At 30.3% G+C, this 22,565-nt stretch carries 20 protein-coding genes; 5 read left to right on the top strand and 15 right to left on the bottom strand.

Annotated features, from left to right (window positions below; genetic code table 4):
* Window positions 1–13: 13 nt before the first annotated feature.
* The 8 genes from ACWXVV_RS02225 to ACWXVV_RS02190 all read right to left on the bottom strand — a co-directional run bounded on the left by ACWXVV_RS02225 (window position 14) and on the right by ACWXVV_RS02190 (window position 8,534).
* A complete protein-coding gene (locus ACWXVV_RS02225; RefSeq protein WP_438341663.1) occupies window positions 14–826 on the bottom strand; it encodes a TIGR00282 family metallophosphoesterase in 813 nt (270 codons plus the stop codon).
* Window positions 827–903: 77 nt separating this feature from the next.
* A complete protein-coding gene (gene recA, locus ACWXVV_RS02220; protein ID WP_438341805.1) occupies window positions 904–1,875 on the bottom strand; it encodes a recombinase RecA in 972 nt (323 codons plus the stop codon).
* A 90-nt stretch (window positions 1,876–1,965) separates the two neighbouring features.
* Entirely contained in the window at window positions 1,966–4,134 is a 2,169-nt protein-coding gene (locus ACWXVV_RS02215; RefSeq protein ID WP_438341662.1) for a phenylalanine--tRNA ligase subunit beta, read from the bottom strand.
* An 11-nt stretch (window positions 4,135–4,145) separates the two neighbouring features.
* Window positions 4,146–5,090 (bottom strand): phenylalanine--tRNA ligase subunit alpha, encoded by a 945-nt coding sequence (pheS, locus tag ACWXVV_RS02210; protein WP_438341661.1) that lies wholly within the window; start codon window positions 5,088–5,090, stop codon window positions 4,146–4,148.
* Window position 5,091: 1 nt separating this feature from the next.
* Window positions 5,092–6,294: an AAA family ATPase gene (locus tag ACWXVV_RS02205; protein WP_438341660.1), complete on the bottom strand. Its 1,203-nt coding sequence runs from the start codon at window positions 6,292–6,294 to the stop codon at window positions 5,092–5,094.
* 105 nt (window positions 6,295–6,399) lie between these two features.
* Window positions 6,400–6,918: a hypothetical protein gene (locus ACWXVV_RS02200; protein ID WP_438341659.1), complete on the bottom strand. Its 519-nt coding sequence runs from the start codon at window positions 6,916–6,918 to the stop codon at window positions 6,400–6,402.
* Between the two features lie 154 nt (window positions 6,919–7,072).
* A complete protein-coding gene (locus ACWXVV_RS02195) occupies window positions 7,073–7,816 on the bottom strand; it encodes a nuclease-related domain-containing protein (protein ID WP_455984668.1) in 744 nt (247 codons plus the stop codon).
* Window positions 7,809–8,534: a YgjP-like metallopeptidase domain-containing protein gene (locus tag ACWXVV_RS02190; RefSeq protein ID WP_455984667.1), complete on the bottom strand. Its 726-nt coding sequence runs from the start codon at window positions 8,532–8,534 to the stop codon at window positions 7,809–7,811. The genes ACWXVV_RS02195 and ACWXVV_RS02190 overlap by 8 nt, the downstream gene beginning before the upstream one ends.
* An 82-nt stretch (window positions 8,535–8,616) precedes the next feature.
* Between ACWXVV_RS02190 and rpsT the strand changes: the two genes are divergently transcribed.
* From rpsT to ACWXVV_RS02170, 4 genes are all read left to right on the top strand, one after another.
* Complete coding sequence (rpsT, locus tag ACWXVV_RS02185) at window positions 8,617–8,886, top strand: 30S ribosomal protein S20 (protein WP_438341656.1); 270 nt, start codon at window positions 8,617–8,619, stop codon at window positions 8,884–8,886.
* Between the two features lie 67 nt (window positions 8,887–8,953).
* Complete coding sequence (locus ACWXVV_RS02180) at window positions 8,954–9,502, top strand: inorganic diphosphatase (RefSeq protein WP_438341655.1); 549 nt, start codon at window positions 8,954–8,956, stop codon at window positions 9,500–9,502.
* Window positions 9,503–9,549: 47 nt separating this feature from the next.
* Complete coding sequence (locus ACWXVV_RS02175) at window positions 9,550–10,638, top strand: M20/M25/M40 family metallo-hydrolase (protein WP_455984666.1); 1,089 nt, start codon at window positions 9,550–9,552, stop codon at window positions 10,636–10,638.
* A 1-nt stretch (window position 10,639) separates the two neighbouring features.
* Window positions 10,640–11,359: a phosphotransferase family protein gene (locus tag ACWXVV_RS02170; RefSeq protein ID WP_455984665.1), complete on the top strand. Its 720-nt coding sequence runs from the start codon at window positions 10,640–10,642 to the stop codon at window positions 11,357–11,359.
* 125 nt (window positions 11,360–11,484) lie between these two features.
* Here ACWXVV_RS02170 and ACWXVV_RS02165 read toward each other — a convergent pair whose 3' ends face one another.
* Both ACWXVV_RS02165 and nadE read right to left on the bottom strand, forming a co-directional pair.
* Entirely contained in the window at window positions 11,485–12,174 is a 690-nt protein-coding gene (locus ACWXVV_RS02165; protein WP_438341652.1) for a pseudouridine synthase, read from the bottom strand.
* Complete coding sequence (gene nadE / locus ACWXVV_RS02160) at window positions 12,153–12,989, bottom strand: NAD(+) synthase (protein WP_438341651.1); 837 nt, start codon at window positions 12,987–12,989, stop codon at window positions 12,153–12,155. Before nadE ends, ACWXVV_RS02165 begins: the two co-directional genes overlap by 22 nt.
* A gap of 66 nt (window positions 12,990–13,055) precedes the next feature.
* On the opposite strand from nadE, the gene ACWXVV_RS02155 reads away from it, so the two are divergent.
* The gene (locus ACWXVV_RS02155) at window positions 13,056–13,796 is read left to right on the top strand and encodes a YebC/PmpR family DNA-binding transcriptional regulator (RefSeq protein ID WP_455984664.1); all 741 of its coding nucleotides are present in this window, start codon (window positions 13,056–13,058) and stop codon (window positions 13,794–13,796) included.
* A gap of 84 nt (window positions 13,797–13,880) precedes the next feature.
* Here ACWXVV_RS02155 and ACWXVV_RS02150 read toward each other — a convergent pair whose 3' ends face one another.
* The 5 genes from ACWXVV_RS02150 to ACWXVV_RS02130 all read right to left on the bottom strand — a co-directional run bounded on the left by ACWXVV_RS02150 (window position 13,881) and on the right by ACWXVV_RS02130 (window position 22,342).
* Window positions 13,881–16,388: a hypothetical protein gene (locus ACWXVV_RS02150; RefSeq protein WP_455984663.1), complete on the bottom strand. Its 2,508-nt coding sequence runs from the start codon at window positions 16,386–16,388 to the stop codon at window positions 13,881–13,883.
* 139 nt (window positions 16,389–16,527) lie between these two features.
* Entirely contained in the window at window positions 16,528–17,445 is a 918-nt protein-coding gene (locus ACWXVV_RS02145) for a hypothetical protein (protein ID WP_455984662.1), read from the bottom strand.
* Entirely contained in the window at window positions 17,429–19,270 is a 1,842-nt protein-coding gene (gene topA / locus ACWXVV_RS02140) for a type I DNA topoisomerase (RefSeq protein WP_455984661.1), read from the bottom strand. Before topA ends, ACWXVV_RS02145 begins: the two co-directional genes overlap by 17 nt.
* A gap of 86 nt (window positions 19,271–19,356) precedes the next feature.
* Window positions 19,357–21,993, bottom strand: a complete 2,637-nt coding sequence (locus tag ACWXVV_RS02135; protein WP_455984660.1) for an MnuA family membrane nuclease — start codon at window positions 21,991–21,993, stop codon at window positions 19,357–19,359.
* Window positions 21,994–22,093: 100 nt separating this feature from the next.
* On the bottom strand, window positions 22,094–22,342 hold the full coding sequence (locus ACWXVV_RS02130; protein WP_456012474.1) for a hypothetical protein: 249 nt from the start codon (window positions 22,340–22,342) through the stop codon (window positions 22,094–22,096).
* Between the last annotated feature and the right edge of the window lie 223 nt (window positions 22,343–22,565).

Here is a 22,565-nt window from a genome sequence, read left to right as displayed (position 1 = left end):
ATTTTTTCCTAAATTAGTCATAGATATTAATTAATTTTATTTTTTGATTATCTTTATTTTTTGACAGAGTAAAAACTATTGCGTTTACCTGACACTTATTAGGACTGACTTTAAAAGCACTTCGTCCATTGTGGCGCATTTTGTCATAAACCTCATCATAGTTAGCACCAATAGCACTATTGTAAGGACCACACATCCCTACATCAGTACAATAATAAGTTCCATTTGGTAATATTCTTGCATCATTAGTTTGCACATGGGTATGAGTCCCTAAAACTGCGCTTGCTTTACCATCAACGTAAATTCCGAAGACATTTTTTTCACTTGTTGTTTCACCATGAAAATCTACTATCATATAGTCAAATTGGTTTTGTGAATAAATTTCGTCGAATTTGTCAAAAAAGCAGTCTGCTTGTTCTTCATTTCAAGGTGACAATAACGGATTGAACTGTCTTCCCATCATTGAAGTTACTAAAACTTTTTGATTTTTGACTTCAAAAATTCCGAAACCCTGACCTGGATATGCATAGTCTATATTCGCTGGTCTGATTACGTCTTTGTTTTCAATGATTTCGCTAATTTCAGCTTTAGCTCAAACATGATTTCCAAGCGTAAAAACATCTATTCCAATTTGTTTTAATTTTTCATAATCTTGAGGCACAAAACCTTTTCTACCAGAAACATTTTCGGCCTGTGCGATAACAAAATCTATGCTATTTTCAGTTTTTAGTTTAAATAAATATTTTTCAACTATTTCTATTCCTGGTTCACCAAAAATATCGCCAAAAAATAGTACATTTATGTCTTCATTACTTTTAGTTATCATAATTAATTTTAATTTTATACTAATTCAAAAAAATCCTAAGATAAAAGCAAAAAGATTGTCAACACAATCTTGATTGCCTAATTTTGTTCTTTAATTTTTTGTTGGACTTTTTGCTCTATTTCATCATATTTATCTTTATTAAGAAGTAGATATTCACGAACTTTTTGTTTTCCTTGAGCTATATTTTCATTGTTATACGAGTATCAAGAGCCTTTCTTCTCAATAATTTTGAATTCTTCTGCTAAAGAAACAAGTTCGCCAGTTTTGTCAAATCCGTGACCAAAAACTATTTCCACATTAGCAATTTTATATGGGGCAGCCAGTTTGTTTTTAACAATTTTTACTTTTATCCCATTTCCGTTTATTTCGTTATTTTCACTAATGTTTTGCGTCTTTCTTACTTCAGCTCTAATTGAAGAATAGAATTTTAGTGCTTTACCACCAGGAGTAGTTTCGGGATTACCAAAAATGATTCCAACTTTTTCTCTAATTTGATTGATAAAAATAATTGTTGTTTTATTTTTAGCTAGTGAAGCGGTAATTTTTCTAAGTGCTTTTGACATTAATCTTGCTTGAGCACCAATAACTTGGTCGCGCATTTCGCCATTTAATTCAGCCTCAGGAACCAAAGCGGCAACGGAGTCAACAACAATCAAGTCAATTTGTCCTGTTTTAATTAAAATATCAGCAATTTCTAGAGCTTGCTCTCCACTATCTGGCTGTGACAATATTAAATTCGAAATATCAACACCTAAAGCCTTAGCATAAGTTGTATCGATTGAGTGCTCGGCATCAATAAATGCTGCTATTCCGCCATTTTTTTGGACTTCAGCAATTGCATGCAAACTTATTGTTGTTTTACCACTGCTTTCGGGTCCGTATATTTCAACAATTCTTCCCTTTGGTCATCCGCCTATACCCAGCGCACCATCAATTGCTATAGAGCCACTTGAAAAAGTTTCGCAGTTTTGATCTGGTTTGTTACCTAAAAACATGATTGATTCTTTACCAAATCTTTTTTCTATCTCTTTCAAGGTTGTTTCTAGCATACTTCTTATTTGTTCTTTTTCCACTTTTTCCTCCTACTTATTAAAGTAAGAAATTAGCACAGTTTTTAAATCAAAATAAAAAGTGTTGGTTTAACCCAAAACACTTTCTAATTTTTTAATTGCTCAATCTTCGACTAAAAAGCTAAATGTTACATTGACACTACCGTCATCTTTTTGATATTTGTCAATAACACTAACTTGATAGATACCCTTAAGTTTTGCAATTTTATCTAAAACAGTTTGAACACTTTCATGATTTTGTAAATTGATTGTAAAATCTCTAGTTTTTAAAGGATCATGCTTGTAATTTGCAAAGATTGGTGCTTTAGCTTTATCTTCATCTAAAAAGATTTCAGCATAAATTGCATCGCTTTGATATACTTGTGGATTCAACTTACCTAAATATCCAATCATTTTACCGTTTTTGAAAATTAAGGCTGAATAATTCGGGTGCAAATATTTGTTTTCTTGTTTTATAAATTCAACTTGACAATCAAGTAAGTCGATAATATCTTGTTTCATTTCGTTGAAACTTTTTTCGTTTGAAGCTAGTCCTAAAACATTGCTTTTGTCCTGAATCATTCCAATTTCGAAGATTGACATTTTTTTAATGCTTCGTTTTTGATTGTAGTCTAACACTTCAGCTAGTGAAAGAGCAAGTGAGTGACGCAACTGATTTCGATCACTAGAAGCATAAGTTGCTAAATCGATTGTTGAATTGAAATCAAAAGGATTTAAAATATTGGCCTTAGCACTAGTCAGGGTGAAAGTACGCACATTTTGATATTTCATTGCTTTTAAAATGTTGTTGTAATCTTTGTATGTAACATTTTCAACTTGCTTAATTTCTGGTTGAATAATGGCAAAATTTTCATAACCATAGAAGCGGAACACTTCTTCAGTTAAATCTTGCATTGTTTTTAAATCATAACGATAGGCAGGCGCCATTACTTTTTCGTCTTTAATCTCAATGCCAAGAGTATTTAATTTTTGTAAGGTTTGTTTAAATTTATCAGTTGCTGTAATCTCAAAACCAGCATAAAAATCTAAATAGGCTGCATCATAATCAAAAGTGTGTTGTTTGGCATCTTCATAACCAATAATTTGGCTAGCCTGATTTACTTTTGATTCTAGATATTCATGTGCTAACAAAATTGATCCCATGCTAATTTCTTTTGAAGCACGGTTAGCTGAATTTGTTTCTATTTTGACTTGTTTTTTTGAATTTCTTACTTCTTTTAAATCAAAAGAAGCAATTTCAAATAAAGCTGATGTTGTTTGACTATCGCAACCACTATTTTCGCAACCTATAACAGCTGCCACTGAAACAACTTTGTTGTTGTTTAAAACACATAAGCTTTGGTCAAGTTCAACTTCTTTATTACCAAAAACTACTGCTTGGCCTGTGTATTTTTTCACTTCAAAATCTTTTGAATTTAATTTTCTTACATCATAAGCGTGAGTGGGTAGACCTGCGTATAGGAGCACTAAATTTGATAAATCAACTGCTTTAGAGATTGACTTTATCTCATTTTTCATTAAAAATAGTTCATCTTGTAAAGAAATTTTAATATCTTCAACTTTAATTTCTCTAAGTGTAAAGTGATTGGTTTCTTGCAGTGATTTGATACTGAAATCTGAATGAAACTCTTTTGTTAGCAATTTGTTTAAAGATAAAGGAGTTGTACCAAAATAAGCAGCTAATTCTTTTGCCATTATTAAATATGAATTAGCGTCTGCTCGGTTAGATAAAATGCTGATATCGATGATATAGTCATCTAAGGCAAAATATTCAATTGGATCTAGGTTTAAATCTACTTTGTTTTCAAAGACGAATATTCCATCATTTCACATATTTTTTTCGCTAATAGAATCAGGTTTAAAACCAATTTCTTCAAGTCCAACCAACATTCCTTCACTAATAATCGAACGCATTTCACGAGCCTGAAAAACATCTTTTTTGCTTCTTGAACCAGGTACAAAAGCCATTAAGTAGTGACCTTCTTTTACATTGGTAGCATTAGTTTGAATAGTTCTGATTTTGTCATTAAATTCAATTTCACAAACAGTTAAACGATCTGAATTAGGATTAGGATAAGTCTTTAAAACATGGCCAAATTTGATACCTTCAACATCAGCAAAGCGTCAATGTTCTTCAACTTCAAAACCAATTGAATTGATTGCCTTAGCAACTTCTTCTATTGTGATGCTTTCATCTAAATTTGCTAAACGTTTTAATTCTAAAAATGAAAATAACATCTTGTTTTCTCCTATCTAAATTGCTTTAAAAATCTTTCATCGTTTGTGTAGAATTCGCGAATGTCATTGATTCCATATTTAATCATAGCTATTCTTTCGATTCCTATTCCGGCTGCAAAACCATTCATGTCATTTGTGTAACCTGCCATTTTTAACACGTTTTCATGTAACATTCCTGCTCCTAAAACTTCGATTCAACGATTCTTGTAAAATACATCAACTTCAACGCTAGGTTCAGTGAATGGGAAATATGAAGGACGCAAGCGAATTTCTACTTCTTCTTCCAAAACATATGACAATAAACTTTTTAAAGTTCACATTAAATTACCGAAATTTGTATATCCAACCGACACAAAATCTAACTGAGTAAATTGATGTGAGTGTGTTTGATCTTCTTCGTCATTACGATAAACTTTACCAATAGCATATTGACTAAATGATTGATTTGCATATTTTTGCAATGCTCTTGCACTAATTCCTGTGTTATGAGTACGTAACAATGTGTTTTCATCGATAAATAGTGAGTCTTGCATGTCACGTGCTGGATGCGATTTTAAAATATTTAAACGTTCGAAGTTGTATTCGTCTGTTTCGATTTCACTCGCTCTAGTTTCAAAATATCCGTTTGAATTAAATCAGTCTTGCATTCTTGTGATAATCAAATTGATTGGATGAATTCCACCTTTCTTAGTAACTGGTTCATTAACATCAATTCAGTCTTTAGCGATAGATTGTTCAATTTCAAGTTGTAAAATGTGTTCTTTTGCTTTTTCAAAAAACGTTTCAGCTTCTTCTTTTAAAACTTTAATTTTTTTACCAATAGCAGCTTTTTGATCCGGACTAGCTTCTTTTAATTGTTGCATTAAAAGTCCAATTTCACTATCTGGAGCATTGAATTTTGCTTTTAATTGCTTTAAATCTTCTAAATTTTTGATTTCCGATAAGTCAAATTTCATCTTATTCTCCTTTTATTTTCTTTCAGTAGTTATAAATTTTTTGCTCATAGCTATTTTCACTAGCAGTGTAAAATTTTTGACCTGTTAATTCATCTGGTAAATATTGTTGTTTTACTCAATGATTTTGATAGTTATGTGGGTATTTATATTCAACACCATGTCCTAATTTTTTTGCCGATTTATAATGCGAGTCCTTTAAGTGAGTAGGAACATCATATGCACCACGATTTTCGACATTTACTGAAGTGTTTGACCAGGCTTCAATGACACTGTTACTTTTAGGACTTAAGGCAATATTTAGAATTGCAAAAGCGATAGGTAGATAACCTTCAGCTTCACCTAATCTTTCAAATGCTTCAATGGCTTGGAGTGTTTGCGAACCACAACTTGGATTAGCTAGTCCGACATCTTCATAACTGGCGCAAATCATTCTTCTAAACATATCATCAAAATTTTTGCTTTTATACAACAAATATCCTCAATACAAAGCTCCATCAGGATCACTTCCTCTTAATGATTTGTGAAAAGCACTCAAATGATTGTAAAATTCATTACCATCTTGATCAATTCCAAAATTGATAACTGAAAAAATTAGTTTTACTTTATTTACATCTATTGTTTCTTTTCTATACAATTTAGCCAATAGTTCTAAGTCACTTAGTAAGATACGAAAATCTCGATTAGCATGCTTTACTAAAACTCGATAAACATCTTCATTTTCCACTGTGAATAATTCCAATTTTTGATTAATATTTTTTGCATATTCAAGCATCAATTTGTCAGTCGGCTTTTTGAATTCAAAAATATTCATACGGCTTCTTAAGGCAGGATTAACCTTGAAAAAAGGATTTTCAGTAGTTGTTGCGTATACAGTGATGCTTTGATTTTCAAGATGTGGCAACAAGATATCTTGTTTGTCTTTGTTTAGTCTATGAATTTCATCAACAATCAAAATTTCGTTTTCTTCAATTAAATTGACTAATGTTTGCTTGTTATCGATAGCAGCATTGAAATAAGCAAAACTCTTTTGCATTTCATTAGCAAGAATTAAACTGATTGTTGTTTTACCACTTCCTGGGGGACCAAAAAATAAAAATGAACGATCATCTTTAACTTGAATAATTCTTGCAAAAAAATCTCTTTGTCAGTCTTCACAAATGAAATCTTCGAGATTTTTTGGGCGACGTAAACTTGCTAAATTCATATATTTATAAATTTTATATTAATTACTTAGTAATTTCTAAACACTTTCTATAAGAAAGGCAATAAAAATAGACCGGCTTAACCGGACTATTCTAAATTTTTCTAATTATTTTTTAGCAAAAGCTACAGCAACTAAGATAATGCATACAAGAACTAAAATAAGTAGCAATGAAACTAGAACATAGTATCCTTTAGGAACTTTTTCATATGTTACAACAGTTGTTGTTTGACTTTGTTCTTCATATGAAACTGGTTTTGCTTCTTCTACTGGTTGTTGTTGTTCTTCTTTTTCTTCTTCGTCTTCTTTTTTAGATGAAGATTCAATTAGGTTTTTTGAAACCAAGTAATCTGTTGCTTCTTGTGAAGAAACATTATTTGCTTGTAGTTCTTCAATACTTTTTAGAGCTGATTCCATTCCCATGCTTCCACGGAAAGCACCATTTTGGTGGAATCAAACACGTGAGTCACCTTCTAATCCTTTAGCAATTTCGATAAATTTATTTAAACTGTCTTGGAAATTGTCGAATGTAAAGTAATTATCTTGTTTAGCACGTTTTAAATGTCATGTTAGGTTATTTTCTTCATCACGTTTTTCAATGATGTAGAATCTTGTTCTTACTGCCATTTTATTCCTTTCGAATTTTATAATGCTATATTAATTCATATTTTTAAAAATATGTACTAAGTTTATCACAATAAAAATTTTTTTACTCAAAAAGTACACATTTTGACACATTTTGACACAAAAAAAGACACACAGGGAGACTGGTGTCTAATTATTATTTAAAGAAAGTAGCAAATTTAGCTTTATCTTTTGCTGAATGAGTAATAGCTTTTTCAATCTTATTGTATGTTTCTACAACATCTTGACGATCATAACTTGATTCAATTGCTTCTTTATAATATTGCATTTTTGACTCGAATTCATTGTCCTTAAATACCAAAGCTCAGTCAGGAACTGAAGCAATATTTATTTTGTTTGTTCCAAAATTTTCATAAATTAAAAAAGAATAAACATTTATATCTTTTCCAATGATGTTTTGTAAGTGTTCAATGTGTTTGTCGTTTTGTTTTAAATGATTTTTAATTTCATAACGAACTTTTGGTTTTACTTTTCATCAAACATTATTGTTGTAATCACCTTCTATATCAGCATTAAACGACTTCATTTCAATAACAATAACCCCACGATTAGAAATTAATATACCATCCACTTCAAAAAGTTTCTTTTCATATTTTAGTAATGAACTAGGAATAAAAAAGAAATCTTGGCTAGAAGATCATTGTTGAATTTTTTTGGCAAATTCTTTTTCAAAATCTCTTCCCCGTCCCAATTTTTTCTTAATTTTTAAACGATAAAATAGAAAAATTACAAATCCTGCCACAGCTAACAAGATTAAAATAACCATAGCTGCTATTAAACCATTTTTTATTATTGTTGGATTAGCAACAGGCGCAGCATTATTAGTTTCTACAGTTGTATTTTGAATTTCTTCTTTTAGTACAGTCAGTAAATTATTCATTGCTATTTCCTCCGATTAAACTAAATTGATTGTTGCTTAAATATTTGTTGAGTTGTTTGTAATTGGGAACATATTCTTTCAGTGTTTTTTTAAATTCTGGTCCGTGATTGTGATGAGTAATATGAACCAATTCATGAATTATGACTGAGTAAATTATGTTTGGATCAAAATGTATCAATCTTAAATTATATTTGAATGTTTTTTCATTATTTTTAAGAATGTATTTACCTCAAAACGAAGTTACTTTGACAATTTTGATATTTTTTTCTAAATTCGATATTTGCATTAAGTTTTCGCATCACTTGTGTGCTAAAAAAATAAATTTTTCTAACTCTTTTTTTAAAAAAAGACTGATTTTTTTACTTATCTCACCTTTATCATCTTTAGTTAATTTCAATTTTCAAACTTTTTCGTTAATTTCAAAAATGACGTGTTTATCAGTTATTGAAAAAAATATTTGTTGTCCGAAGTAAAAAAAATACTGTTTTTCAATATTAATTGCTTGAGTTGCAAAATTGTAATCGTAATATTTTTTAGCAACCAATCTTCTTACTCAGTTTCAGTCGATTTGTTGGTGGTAGATTGAAAGACTAATTTCAAAACAATCATCACGCGGCCTTAAGATTGTGCGACTATTATTAGTTGGTACAATTACAAATTTAAAGGTTTTTTCGCCAATTTGTAATACAATATTATTACTCAGTCCAGTTTCAAGCATGACATAAATTTTATATGATTTATGTTTAAGTTTTATTTTTTTGGTTATAATGCTTTTATCAACTAATCGAGGAGACAAATAAATGGCAAATATTAAATCAAAAATGAAAGCTATCGTATCAAACGAAAAAGCAAGAGTTAGAAACGCTGCAATTAAATCAAGAGTTCGTACAGCTATCAAGAAAACTAAACTTGCTGCAATGAATAATGCAGAAAATGTTAGTGAATTACTTTCAAAAGCTCACCACGAAATTGACAAAGCCGTTTCAAAAGGTGTACTACACAAAAATAATGGTGCACGTAAAGCTGCTCGTTTAGATGCTTTTGTTGCTAAAGCTAAAGCACAAGCTTAATTGTATTCAGAGAACCTTTTGGTTCTTTTTTTATTATTTTGATTAGTTTTTAACTAAAATTAAATTTATGAAAAAAATTACTGTAAATATTGAGATTTCAAAAGGAAGCTCAATCAAATATGAATACAATCGTAAAACAGGAAAGATAGCTGTTGACAGAATTTTGAGAGGAGATTTTAAATATCCTGCAAACTACGGATATATTGCTGAAGCATTAGATTGAGATGGAGACGAACTAGATGTTTTAGTTTACTCATCTGAAACATTCATGCCTGGAGTAAGTCTAGAAGCAAGAGTAGTTGGAGCAATGAAAATGATTGATGATGGTGAAACTGATACTAAATTAATCGCAGTACATGCTGATGACTATCGTTTAGATCACATTCAATCACTAGCTGACTTAGATCAAATGTGACTACAAAGTGTGTCAAACTTCTTCAGTACTTACAAAAACTTTAAACGTGAAGGAATTACTCAAGTTACTGGATTTGAAAATGTTGAGTGAGCTGAAAAAGAATACCACGAATGTGTTGAATTAATGAATAAATACGGATCAATGGATAAAGATGATTTCATTGAAAAAATGAAAAAAGAACATCCTGAAAAATATCTTTAATCACTAATCAGTACATCAACGTACTGATTTTTTAAAAGGAGAAACATATGGACAAAAAGACATTTAAAAATAAGTTAATTTCTTACATGGAATTAGAAGCAATGAGTCGTTATGAAGAGCCAGTTGTGCAAATGCTAAAAGAAAATCTAAAAGATTCTTCATTCATCTTCAGTCGTGATGGTTTTGGATCACTAATTATGCTTAAAAAATCAAAAAAATCGAGCGCACCAAAAGTTATGATTACCGCTCACATGGATGAAGTTGGTTATTTAGTTCGTTTAATCGATAAAAAAGGGCAAATGCTTTTAACTCCTGTTGGTGGAATTTGACCTTCTGTTGCAATTGGAACAAAAGCAACATTAGTAACCAATAAAGACAACAAAAGGTTCACTGGACTATTTGGGCATACTTCAATTCACGTTATGAGTAACGAACAAATTAAAAATGCCATGACTAATAATGAAATTTATGCCGATTTTGGTTTCAAAGATGATGAAGAAGCTCGCCAAAATGGTGTAGAAGTAGGTGACAGAGTCTACATGTCTGGAGAAACTATTCACTTTGCTAATGAAGACTTAATCGGTGGTAAAGCAATGGATAACCGGGCAGGAGTTACAACTTTAGAATACTTAGCCCACCTGGTTGACAAAAAAGAATTAGACTGTGATTTATATTTAGTTGGAACAGTACAAGAAGAAGTTGGAACACGGGGAGCAAAAAGCTCTGTAAGTTTAGTTGAACCTAATATTGCAATTGCCTTAGATACTACTTCAAGTCATGATACTATTGGCACAATTCCAGGAACAACAAAACTAAGCCACGGTGCTGCATTACGAGTTTATGATCGTGGAACTATGATGGATCCAAATTTAGTTGAATGAATGGCTAGCGTTGCTCGCGAAAATGATATTAGAGCTTATAAATTTGTGGCTGCAGGTGGAGGAACTGATGCAGGCGAATTGCAATACGGAAAAGGTGGAGTAGCAACAATGACGGTTTCATTGCCACAACGTTACCTACACTCACCAATTGGAGTTTGTGATATCAATGATTTAATGGCGGCAGGTCAACTTTTAGCGCAGTTTGTGCAAGAAGTTAATAGTGAAAGTTTTGATGCTAAATTAGCATACAAATAAGATGCAAAAAATTAAAGAAGGATATACAAATACATCATTTCGCGATAATGATAGATTTGTTCAAGTTAAAAAGTTAAACGGTTGAAATCACAATATTGACTACACAATTTTTAAAGACTTAGACTTTATTCCTAAACTAATTTCAAACACTGAAAAAGAAGTAGTTTGAGAATATATTGAAAATAAAAAAAATATTTGAGATCAATACACAATTAGTCAAATCGCAATCAATTTTAAAAAATTACACGATTCAAAAATCTCGTTACCGCCGAAAAATTTAGCGGCAAGATATGATAATTACAGAAAAATAACAAAAAATAAAAATCTGGACATTTTGGAAGTTAATAATTATAAAGATGTGGTTAATGAAATTTTAGAAATGTATCCCGATTCTTGACCAGTTCATAACGACTTGTATGGTTCAAATGTTATGACTGGTGTTGACAACAAGATATATTTTGTTGACTGAGAATATGCCACAATGGGTAATAAAAACTGAGATCTTGCTTTTGTTGTTGTGGCAACTTTATTCAATGAAGAACAAGAACAATGACTACTTCAAGCATATCAAGATTATGATCTTGAGGCTTACAATCGCTTTAAAATAGTGGTTGCTTACTTTATTGTTATTTGGGCTTATTCATTGGACCAAATGCCTATTGATATTGAAGCTTGAAAGCAAAGACTAACAAATTTAGTTAACAAATACTGAAAGAAATAATTTAAAAGACTGAAAGGTTTTTGGCCTTCAGTCTTTCTTTGTGTCAAAATTTAGTTTTACTACTGGTATTTGAGTAAAAATATCAATCTTTTTTGTGTTTGCTAAAATCAAGTTCAAAAAAGATATTAACTGTTTTTCAAGATATTTATTTCATTTTCGGTCAATTCTCTTCACTGACCTAGTTCTAAATTTTTGTCTAGTTGAAGATTACCAAAACTGAGTCTTTTCAAATAAGTTACCTTGTTACCCACTGCTTCAAACATTCTTTTAACTTGATGAAATTTTCCTTCACTTATTGTCAAAAGACACTCATTTTCGTTAATAATTTCAAGCTTTGCTGGCTTTGCTTTGAAATTTTCTTCGATCGTGACCCCATTTTCAAAAACTGAAATATATTCCTGACTAACTTGTTTTTCAGTCTGTACAAAATATTTTTTATTTACATGTTTCTTAGGTGACAATAAATTGTGTCCTAACTGTCCATCATTCGAAATAATTATTAGTCCTTCTGTGTCTTTGTCCAGTCTTCCATAACTAAAGAATTTTTTGTTATCTAAACTTGTTAGATCAAAAATTGTAGATTGAAAATTATCTTCATTAGCACACACATAACCTTGTGGTTTATTTAACATATAGTAGAAAAATTTTCGGTATTTTATAATCTCATTATCAATGCAAATAGTGTCATTTGCAGTAACTTGCTGAGTCTTTGTTACCATTTGAGAATTGACTAAAACTCGTTTGGAAGCAATTAATTTTTTGATTTCAGAGCGACTTAAGTTTGTTGCATCACTTAAGAATTTTTCAAGTCGCATGCAATTACCTTTTCAATATTCTTATTGATAGATTTGTAATTTGGTGTTTGTGTAAATTGTTTGATTGGTTCGACTTTGTGACGATTGATTTTGATTCTTTTTACAATTGTTTCAAAATTACTTCCATTAGCGTTGCCTAAAGCAATTTCTTCGAATTCATCATAACTAAATCCCATTTCGTCTTCATCATTTTGACCTTCTCACAAGTCAGCACTAGGTTTTTTGTGAACAATAGAGTCAGGAACTCCTAATATCATTGCAATTTGATAAATTTCACTCTTTAAAAAATTGCTTAGTGGCAATAAATCACAAGCACCATCACCGTATTTAGTGAAATAACCTAAATGATATTCATTAGCATTATCGGTTCCTAAAACTAGTGCATTATTCTCTTGTGCTTTAGCATACAAAAACACCATTCTCATCCGTGCTTTTAAGTTTGCTAAAACTAGTTTATCTTCTGTGTTAAGACTCTTTTTTAAATCTAAATATGCTTGAGTGAGATCAACATATTCAACTTGGGTACACAACTGATTTTCTAATTGTTTAACGTCACTCAAATTTGGCTTGTCACTTAAAGAATCGCTTATTGTGATCGAATAAAAATGATTGTTTTTTAGCTCAGGCTTGTTGTCTAAAATCATTGCTAAAGTGCTTGAATCTATACCACCACTAAGTCCTAAAACATAGCCTTTTTGATTTGAATGTTTTAAATTTTGGACTAATCATTCTTGCAATTTATCAATTGAGTCAACTAATTGTGAATAAGAATTGCTTTGTTGTATCTCTTTTAATGTTTTTTCTTGAATTTTCATGCTCTAATTTTAATCAAAAAGACTTATAATTATTTTTATATTTATGCTTAATTTAAAGGAGAAATAATGTCAGGACACTCAAAATGAGCAACAACAAAACACCATAAGGCTGCTCAAGATGCTAAAAGAAGTAAAATGTTTCAAAAATTCTCAAAAGAAATTATGGTTGCTGCTGCATTGGGAGGACCTGATCCAGATGCTAACCCTGCTTTAAGAATGGCTATTGCTAAGGCTAAAGCACGTTCAATGCCTAAGTCAAATATTGAAAAAGCTGTTCAAAAAGGTTCAGGTGGTTCAAGAGAAGGATCTAACTTTAAATCATATATTTATACCGCCACAGCTTTTGGTGGAACCAATTTCATCGTAAGTTGTCTAACTGATAATTTCAACCGTTTAGCTTCAAACATTCAACACTACTTCAACAAAGTAAATGGGCAAATGGGTAATGGTAAAGTGCCTTACACCTTCGATGAAAGAGGAGTTTTAGTAATTGCTAAGGCTGACAACTTAAATGAAGAAGATTTAATGATGGCTGCTTTAGATGGTGGAGCAATTGATTTCATTACTGAAGACGAACAATATGTAATTTATTCAAATCCTGAAGATTTTAGTGAACTAAAGAAAAATATTGAACAACAATTTAACATTGAAAACTTCTTGACAGCAGAAATCAGTTATATTCCAAACATGGAAGTAGAAATTCCTGCTGATAAAGTTGAAAAATTTGAAAACTTTTTAGACATACTAGAAGACGACGAAGATGTACAAGAAGTTTACCACAATGCAAAATTCCCGAATGAAGAATAATTTGTCAAAGATAGGTAAAACTTATCTTTTTTTGTGCAAGAAAAAAGTCGCAATTAGGTTTGCGACTTTTATTTATTCTATATTTTAAGCAAAGAAAGACTCGTCTGTTACTCTTTCATAGTGTGGCATTTCTTCACCTGGACTTGCAACTATTCCATTTTCTGCAAGCATTTTTGTAAGTTTATCAATGTATTGGAATGCTCTACTTATTACTTCATCATCGCTTTTTGCTTTGTCTAGATATGTGCCGTTATCGAAAAAATGTGTTGACATTCAATCCATAGATTCATGTAAAAATGCAAATTCTGCTCTATCATCAGGTAAAAATTCCTTATATTCTTGGCTTTGTTTTACATTTTCTGGCGCCACTTTTATCAGTCATTGAGTAAAGTAATCAAGATACATATACACTTCAAAATAATAAGATTCAAGTGGACCAAAGCCCATGCGTTTGTATTCTAATTTTTTAAACAATCCCTTTTCAGTAAAAAATTTATCTTTTAGCTCAAGTAATTGTTGTAGGTACCAACCTAATCCGCTCATAAAATAATCGGTTATTTTCTGATTTGGATCACCAAAAAGTTCGCTTGTTGCTTCTGTTTTTCAGTCATATTTAAAGTTATCATTATTAAAATCGACTAGCTTATTGTAGTAGTAATATATCAATCAAAAGACTAGTCATTTTTGTGATAACTCGTCACTGTCGCCACTGCTGGCATCTTTTCACATTTCTTGGATTTTTTCAAAGTCTTGAACTGAGTTTTCGCTTTGCAATTCAACTGCTTTTTGTTTCGTTGCCTTTGTGTTTTCTGTTATTTCATTAATTTTTTCTCTTGTTTTATATTCATCTGTATATATGTAGCTTTGACGTTTTGTATTATTAGCAATTAATTCATCACTCTTTTGAACTATTTGTTCTAACATTGCATTATTTCAAGCTTTTACTAGCGAATCATACAAGGTTTTAACATCAAGATTTTCGTTAGTTTCCAACGCATTTGTAACAGCAGTGATTTGATTATTTAATTCAATCATTGTTTGGCTTGGTTGTTCACCTTTATTTTGATCATATCAAGCTTTTGCATCTTTATTTTTAAAATACAAGTTAAGTTCTTCAATCATTGAATTAGTTTCATTAATTGTTTGAATTGCTTGTTTATAAGGTGTCACATCTTCTGAAATCACAACGTTTGTTGCTAACAAGTTTTTAGCAATTGTGTCAATTTGTTGTTGTTTTTCATTTTTGTCTTCACGTTTTTGAATTTCATTAAATTCTAAAACTAAATCATTTGAACTAACTTGTAGAGCATAGTATTCATTTTTAATTTTAATGAGTTCATTTCTACGTAATATGGTAATGTTTTCAACAACTTGATTAATATTGTTTGTTGCTCTTGTAATTTGACTGGTTGTGCTTAAAGTGTTTTTTGTATTGTCGTTTAGTACTTTTTGCAATTGTTGTTTATGTTCGGTAACATCATCAACTGAATTATTTAGTTTTTGCATTAATTCACTAGCTTTTTGAACTGCTAGATTATATTGTTCTCAAGCAAGAGCTTCTTGCGCTTTTTCTATAGCTGTTTCAAGGTTCTTGTTAATTTCTTGTTTTTGTTCAATTGGTAGATTCTCTTTAAAATCTGTTGCATTTTTATCCAAGGCATTTTGGGCATCTTGTGAAGCTTTCAGTGAACTTTCAGTGTTTACTGAGTCTAATGCTTTTTTTAGTTCAGTTAATTTTGTCACTAAATCAGTGTTTTGATTGTTTTGGTTGTTGTTTTCTGCATCTTGTGTTTCTTTGGTAATTTGATTTTCTAAATCACTAATTAATGTTTTCAATGAATCATTTTTAGCAACCAAATCGCTATTTTTATCTTCTAAAGCTTGAGTATTTTGAGTGATTTCTTGACTATATTTATCAGCATTTTCACTCGTTTTTGTTAATAATTCATTTGCTCTATTTATTAAGTCTGAATTTTCTTTTTTAAGTTGTTCGTTAATTTGATTGTATGTGTTTTTAGCATTATCAAAATTTGTTTTAAGCTCATCATTTTGAGAAGAAATTTTAACTAAATCATTATCATTTGTCGCTTGGGTAATTAATTCATTATTTTTAGAAAGTGAAGCATTCAAAGTTTCATAATTATTGTCGTTTGCAATATCTACTTTGTTTGTTTGAATTCACTGATTTATTTCTTCTATTAAATTCTTATTGTCGTTTGTTTTTGAATCAAAAATGGCCTTTTGATTAGCTAATTGTTTATATTTCTCAATTTCTTCTTTTAATCTTTGTAGGAGACTTTTTAAATTCTCATTATTTTTATCTAGTTGATCCTGAGTTGATGAATTTAGACTTTCTTCTGTTTTAGCAATTATTTCGTTGATACTATTGAATGCATCTTTGAATGCTTCATTTTCTTTATTCTGTTCCAAAAGACTCTTAATTTCATCAAGAGTTTTTCTTATTTCGCCTTGGTCTGCTTTTGGTTCTTGTTTCTTAGCCAGATTGCTTTGCGCCAAATAAGAAATAGACATACCTGTTGCTACCGCTGTTAAAAGAACTAACAAAGCACTCAATTTGGTAGTTTTTTTCATATTACTCCTTTTTTCTTTTTAAACTAAATTGTACTGCAAAAAAGGCCTATGTGAGTTTTTTAGCACTATATAAAAGGTGTTTTTCGCTTTGAATCAAATATAAAAAAGCAAGAAACTTACAGTTTTTGCTTGAAAACGATTATTCAATGTAAAAGGCAATCTTTTGACCTTCCGAATCAAATTTCGGGTCAGTTTTTGACCGAAAATAAAAACTTACGGTCAAATTATTTTTAGCCTTTTTGGCATCATAAGTAACAAAATTTGTGTTGCCTAGCTTACTGAAATCATAGTCACTCACTGGATATACATTTGGTCTTTGACTATCAATTAACTCTTTAAATCAATCAAAAATTCGTTGTTTAAATTCTTGTGACTCAAAGTAAGTTGAATCTGAACTACTTGGATCATTGATGATTGCTTTTAAACTTGGTAATTTTTTGTTAAAGGCCAGAATGAAATCGGAAGACTGGATGTTAATTTTAGTTTGCAAAATTTTAACTTTTACATCTTGGAATTTGTATGTAGGAAAATTTGAGTATTTATCCTGACTTGCACTTACTCAATAAGAAATTTTTAAATAATCAGGTTCATTTTCATCCCAGTTGAGCGCAGTGAAAGTTACATCTATGTTTTTATTTTGAGTGAAATTAGCATTAAAAGAAATTATTGTGCGAATAAATTCATTTGGACTCTGCTTAGTTACATCTTCAACAATTGGTTGAGCTTTTTCTTCTGTTGTTGCATCATTAGCAATTTCGGATTGTGTTTCTTTTTGTGCTCTAATTTCTTGCGGTGTAAATTTAGGCGCTAAATCTGGATTAACATTAGCTAAATATCTTTGATAAATTTCTTTAGCATTATCTAAACCAATTTTATCCATTTGTGTTAATTTAATAGAATTGGCATCTTTTTCATATTGTTCTTTAGTATATTTTTTTTCATGCACTGTTTGCAAGTTGTAGTACACAAAATAAATAATACCTGCTAGTGAAAGAACTGAAAAAACTCCAATAATTGGTCATAAAATGCGCGGTGAAATACTAATTTTCTTCTTCATTTGCTACCTTACGTTTGAAAAATCTTGGTTTAGCATTTGGATCTGGTTTAGTAAATTTACATTTAGGAAATTGTTTGCATCCGATGAAACGTTGACGATTTGACTTGTTATAACGATAAACTAATTCATGATCACATAGAGGACATTTTTCACCAACATACTCTCGCTCTAGTTGACTGACTTCCATTGTTTTTGAAGCACTATCATAAACCTTGTTAAAACTTGTTCAAAAATTATCCATTACTTCTTTTAGTTGCTCTTGACCTTCAGCGATTCTATCTAATTGTTCTTCAACTTGCGATGTATATTCTTCATTGATAATAGTACTGAAATTATTAACTAGTTTTTCATTGATTACTTGTCCAAAATTGGTTGGTACTAGACTAGTTGCTTGTCTTTCAACAAACATTCTTTTCTTAATAACGCTAATAGTAGTTGCAAAAGTTGAGGGACGTCCAACTTTAATATCATCCAGCATTTGAATTAATGAACCTTCGGTGTATCTTGCAGGTGGATTAGTTTGTTTTAATTCATGAATATATTCACTAACTTTTAGTTTTTGACCAACTTCAAAACTTGGAATGTCAATGCTTTTTTCCTCATCATCTTTTTTAACTAAGCTATAACCAGGAAAAATTATTTTCGAAAATGATGTTTTGTAGCTAAAAGAACCATCTCTTAAATCATATTGATAGAATTCGCGAACTGGTGCCTTCATTAAAGACATCAAAGTTTTGTCATAAACTAATTTGTAAATGTATGCTTGCTGAGGTGATAAATTATTAATTTTCTTAGCACTTGCTGGATCTAAATCAAGTGATGTAGGACGAATCGCTTCATGGGCATCTTGCTCTCCACTGAAGCCTTTAACTGTTTCTGTTACATAATCTTGACCGTATTTTTTAGCAACAAATTCTTTAGCTTCAACAACAAACCGATCTGACATTCTAGTTGAATCAGTTCTTGGATAAGTAATAAGTCCGAGTTCAAATAATTTTTGTGCTGCATTTTGTACAACTTTTGAGTCATATTTGGCTTCACGATACAAAACTGCTTGTTTATAAGGGGTAACATCTGTGTCTTTTCGTTGACTAACTTTGAAATCAACTACTTCTAGGTAATGGGTTTTTGTTTTGAGCGCTTGAGCAGCGATTTCTGAACTTAATCAAGTGTTTTTGTCAAAAATACTTGGTTTTAAGTATAAATCAGCAACAACTCCATTTTCAAGTTTTGCTTGAATTGTTTCGTATTTAACCGGAACAAAATCATTAATTTCTTTTTCACGATCACAAACTAGTTTTAAAGCAATTGATTGCACTCTTCCGGCCGATGGTAAAGTTGGAGTGTTTTTTGTTGTTTTCTTCATTAGTTTTGACAACTTAAAACCAATAATCCGGTCTAGCATTCTTCTTGCTTTTTGGGCTGAAACTAAGTTTTTGTCAATGTCATGACTATTTTCAATTGCTTCTTTGATAGCACGAGCAGTAATTTCGTTATATCTTACACGACGATATTTATCTTCTACACCTAAATAATCAACTAAATTTTGAGCAATCGCTTCACCTTCACGGTCAGGGTCAGTTGCAATATAAACAACCGAAGCATTTTTTGCTTCAGCTCTTAACTTTTTGATTATTTCTTTTTTACCTTTTTCTTCGGCATATAGTGGTTCTCAGTTGTCTAAATCAATTCCTAATTGATCTTTTCCTGTTGTTTTTAATTCTAAAATATGTCCTTTTGAAGCAAGTACTTTGTAATCAGAACCTAGATATTTTTGAATAGTTTTTTCTTTATTAGGTGACTCAACAATTAGTAATTTACTCATAATGTATAAAGTTTATAGCAAAAAGGGTTAAATAGGTTAAAAAAATACTTTTTTTAGTTGGCAATATAAAAAAGCTAGTCATAAGACTAACTTAAATTAATTACAGCACTGATTTGAACTGGTGCATGATCACTTACATAATTAACAGCATAAATTCTTGTAATGTCTTCTTTTAATTTGTTTGGATTCTCATTTGCAATTCAAGTTTTTACATTTTTGTAGTCAAAATCCTTTTTAAAAAGATCTCACATGTTGTAACGATAAGGATAAGCAAAAGGAAGGTATTTATCTTCTAAACTATGTTTTTCTTTTTTATCTATGACATCTATATCTTTACTTTCAATAAATAAGAAACGATCATATTTAGATGACCATGCTCTTTCACTATTTTTTAAAGTCGTCAAATCGGAATTGTCCGTTCTGAAATTGTACACTTTTACTCCATTATTGTCACGATCGATTTTTTGAAAAATAGTATCTTCAATAATATTTGTGTCAGCACCAAAAATAATAGCTGAATCTGGGTTGGAAATTCTTTTTACTATATTTAATAAATATGGAATAAAAAGTGCTTCAGCAACTTCTTGCTCTCCTTGTCCTTTATAAAATTGTGAAGGTTTCTCAATTTCTCTTCTTCCTGCTCCTGGCGAATCAAAATGAGCAAAAATGGTCGATATGCTTCTTTTTGGATTAGCTTTCAATTTAAATTGCAAGGCAAATGGTGGACGAACATAGTAACGCTTATTTGCGATTTGTTCTAAAAATGAAAAACCTATTTTATTTGTCGAAAATGGAATTGGTTCAACTTTGTTGCTATCGTAAATTATTGCAATAGATTCTCTGCTTTTTTCGTAACGTGGATCGGTTGAAACACTTTCATTTTCAGGTTGAGCAATGTATTTGTAGTTTTTGTTGGTTAGTTTGTTTAAAACATCAACAATGTATTGGACTTGGTCACTTCTACCATCATTGATTTCGGTCAAACCGAAAATGTCTGGTTTTTGTTGAGAAATTATTTTAGCAATCGCTTGCACTTTGAAGGAATTTTCACTCATTCAAGAATTACCATAGTTTTTTATATTTCAGTGCATTATGTTTAAAATTTCGTACTTGTCTCACGACAAGAATGAAGTTTTTGTGTCTACTTGTGTATTTTCGTTATCAATAGGTTCTACTTTTGGTGGTATGGGATTTTCTGTTTTATTGTCGGAGTTTTGACTGTTTCCTGACTCGTTATTAGAAACTTCTTTATTGTCAATATTAATGGTTAATAAGTATTGCTTTGGACTTTCTACATTACCTTCATCTTTGAATTCTAAAATTTTGAAATTCAAAGTTAAATTGTTTGACTTATTATTGAAAGCAAAATCAATTTGTGTAGATTCTGAATTAGACACATTGCCTAGAGCAAAATCTTTAGGCAATATTTCAGAAAGATTTATAAAGACATTGTTTTCTAAAGTGGAAGTACTTGGAGTTTGAGAACGACTGAAAGTTCAAGATATTGTTCTTAATTCATCACTAAAAAATAGTCTACATCTTCTATCTTGAAGACGTGATTGCAATTTACCATCTTTGTTGTTTATAACTTGTAGTTTAGAATCTTTAATTTTGTTATAAACTGCATCAAATTTGCTGACATTTTGCTGTTTATTATCGTCAGGAGAAGTTAGATTATCTTCTTTTTTGTTTTCTTGATCATCAACTTGTTTTATATCTTGTTCGTTATTGTCGACAGTTTTATCTTTTGGAGTGTTTTGGTCGGTATTTTGATTTTCATTTTTGCTGTTATCTATTGGTTTAAGATCGCCATGTTTTTGTGTGTCAATTACGTTAGCTAAATTGTCAATTTCAACACTTAAATTTAGATCTTGATTTGTTAAAAAAATTACTTGATTATTTTTGTAAATTGCAGCTTTGAAAAATATTTTGAAAGTATTGTTTTCAACTTTGTAATCTAGTAAAAAATTAGGATTTTTTCATTGTTCTGATAACTTGTTAACTAAAATTCAATCTTGTTTTCATAATGATTTTATTTCATCATCAAAGACAAAAAGTGGGTTATTTTCAGTATTAATTGTTTTATTTTGAGTGTCAAAAATCAATGAATTTTGATTTTTTATCAAGTTAACTAATAAAGAAATGTTACTTTTATTTAACAAAACATGATTCTGAGTTTTTGAAGCAAAAAAATCATTAAATCTTTTAAAGTGACGAGATAAATTAAAATGTTTCTCGAAAGGTCTCTTGTCAAAACGATGTCGATTATTAACAAAACTTTTTTCAACCAATCAGTATTTGATTCGTAGAATTCCGTTTATTGGATCAAATGAATATTTTATGTCATTATTTACATTGTTTGAATCCAAACCTTGATTTGACAAAGTGTCTTTTTCGAGAGTTGCTAATTGATATTCATTATTGTTTAGTTGCAATATTTTTTGTTTACTTTCAGCATCTACTAAACAATTAGATGTTGAGTCAAAAAGCAATATTTTTTGTTTACTTAATTCTTCTCACAGCATTTCATTATCTTGATTTTCATCAACTAAATTGAAATCTAAACTGTCATTGACTTTTGTTAAGTCAAGATTGTAATCTTTTTCAGGTTGTTTTGGATCTGTGGTAGTATTTTTGCAACTTGCTATCGCAGTGGGACTAATTAAAACACCAGCAAGCGCAAAACATGCCATTAATAGTTTTTTCTTCTTGAACTTTTTCATCTTTTCTCCGATACTTTAATTTTAACAAATCGCCTTCTTGCTTTTTGAAAGCAAGGCAAACAAAAATTTGCCTTCTAGGGCAAATTAATGTTGAATTATTTTAGTTGATCTTGTAGATTGTCGATTTCAAAGGTTGTTTTCAATAATTTCCTGCAACAATTGCATCATGGTAAGCAACGAATTTTGAAGCTAGATAGTAAACTGTAACATTGTTTCCATCTACAACTACATTTAAAACGTTGTTTGAAGATTTTGTTGTGGTCCCGTTGTAGCTGTTATCAACTAAAGGAGTTGAATTGCTTGTTATTTGGAAGTATTTTGATCTATTTCCATCATCTGGACGCACCACACTGTCACTTCATTTGAAAATTACATTATTTGCTTCTTTAGCTTTTTGTCAATCATTTGTTTCATATGCGATAACTGTTGAGTTGTGATAATCATAGAAAAATGTTCAATTGTTTTTTAAAGTAAGTAAAATGAATTTTTTGAACTGTTGGAATTTTATGGGTAATAACTTTACCCTTGGTATCTAAAGTATAACACAAACGGAAAAAGAGTGTGTGTTTTTA

It is taken from the genome of Mycoplasma sp. 3392, assembly GCF_053851755.1.
Note: the sequence above shows the minus strand (reverse complement) of the source record. Positions and strands in the feature narration are given on the sequence as shown.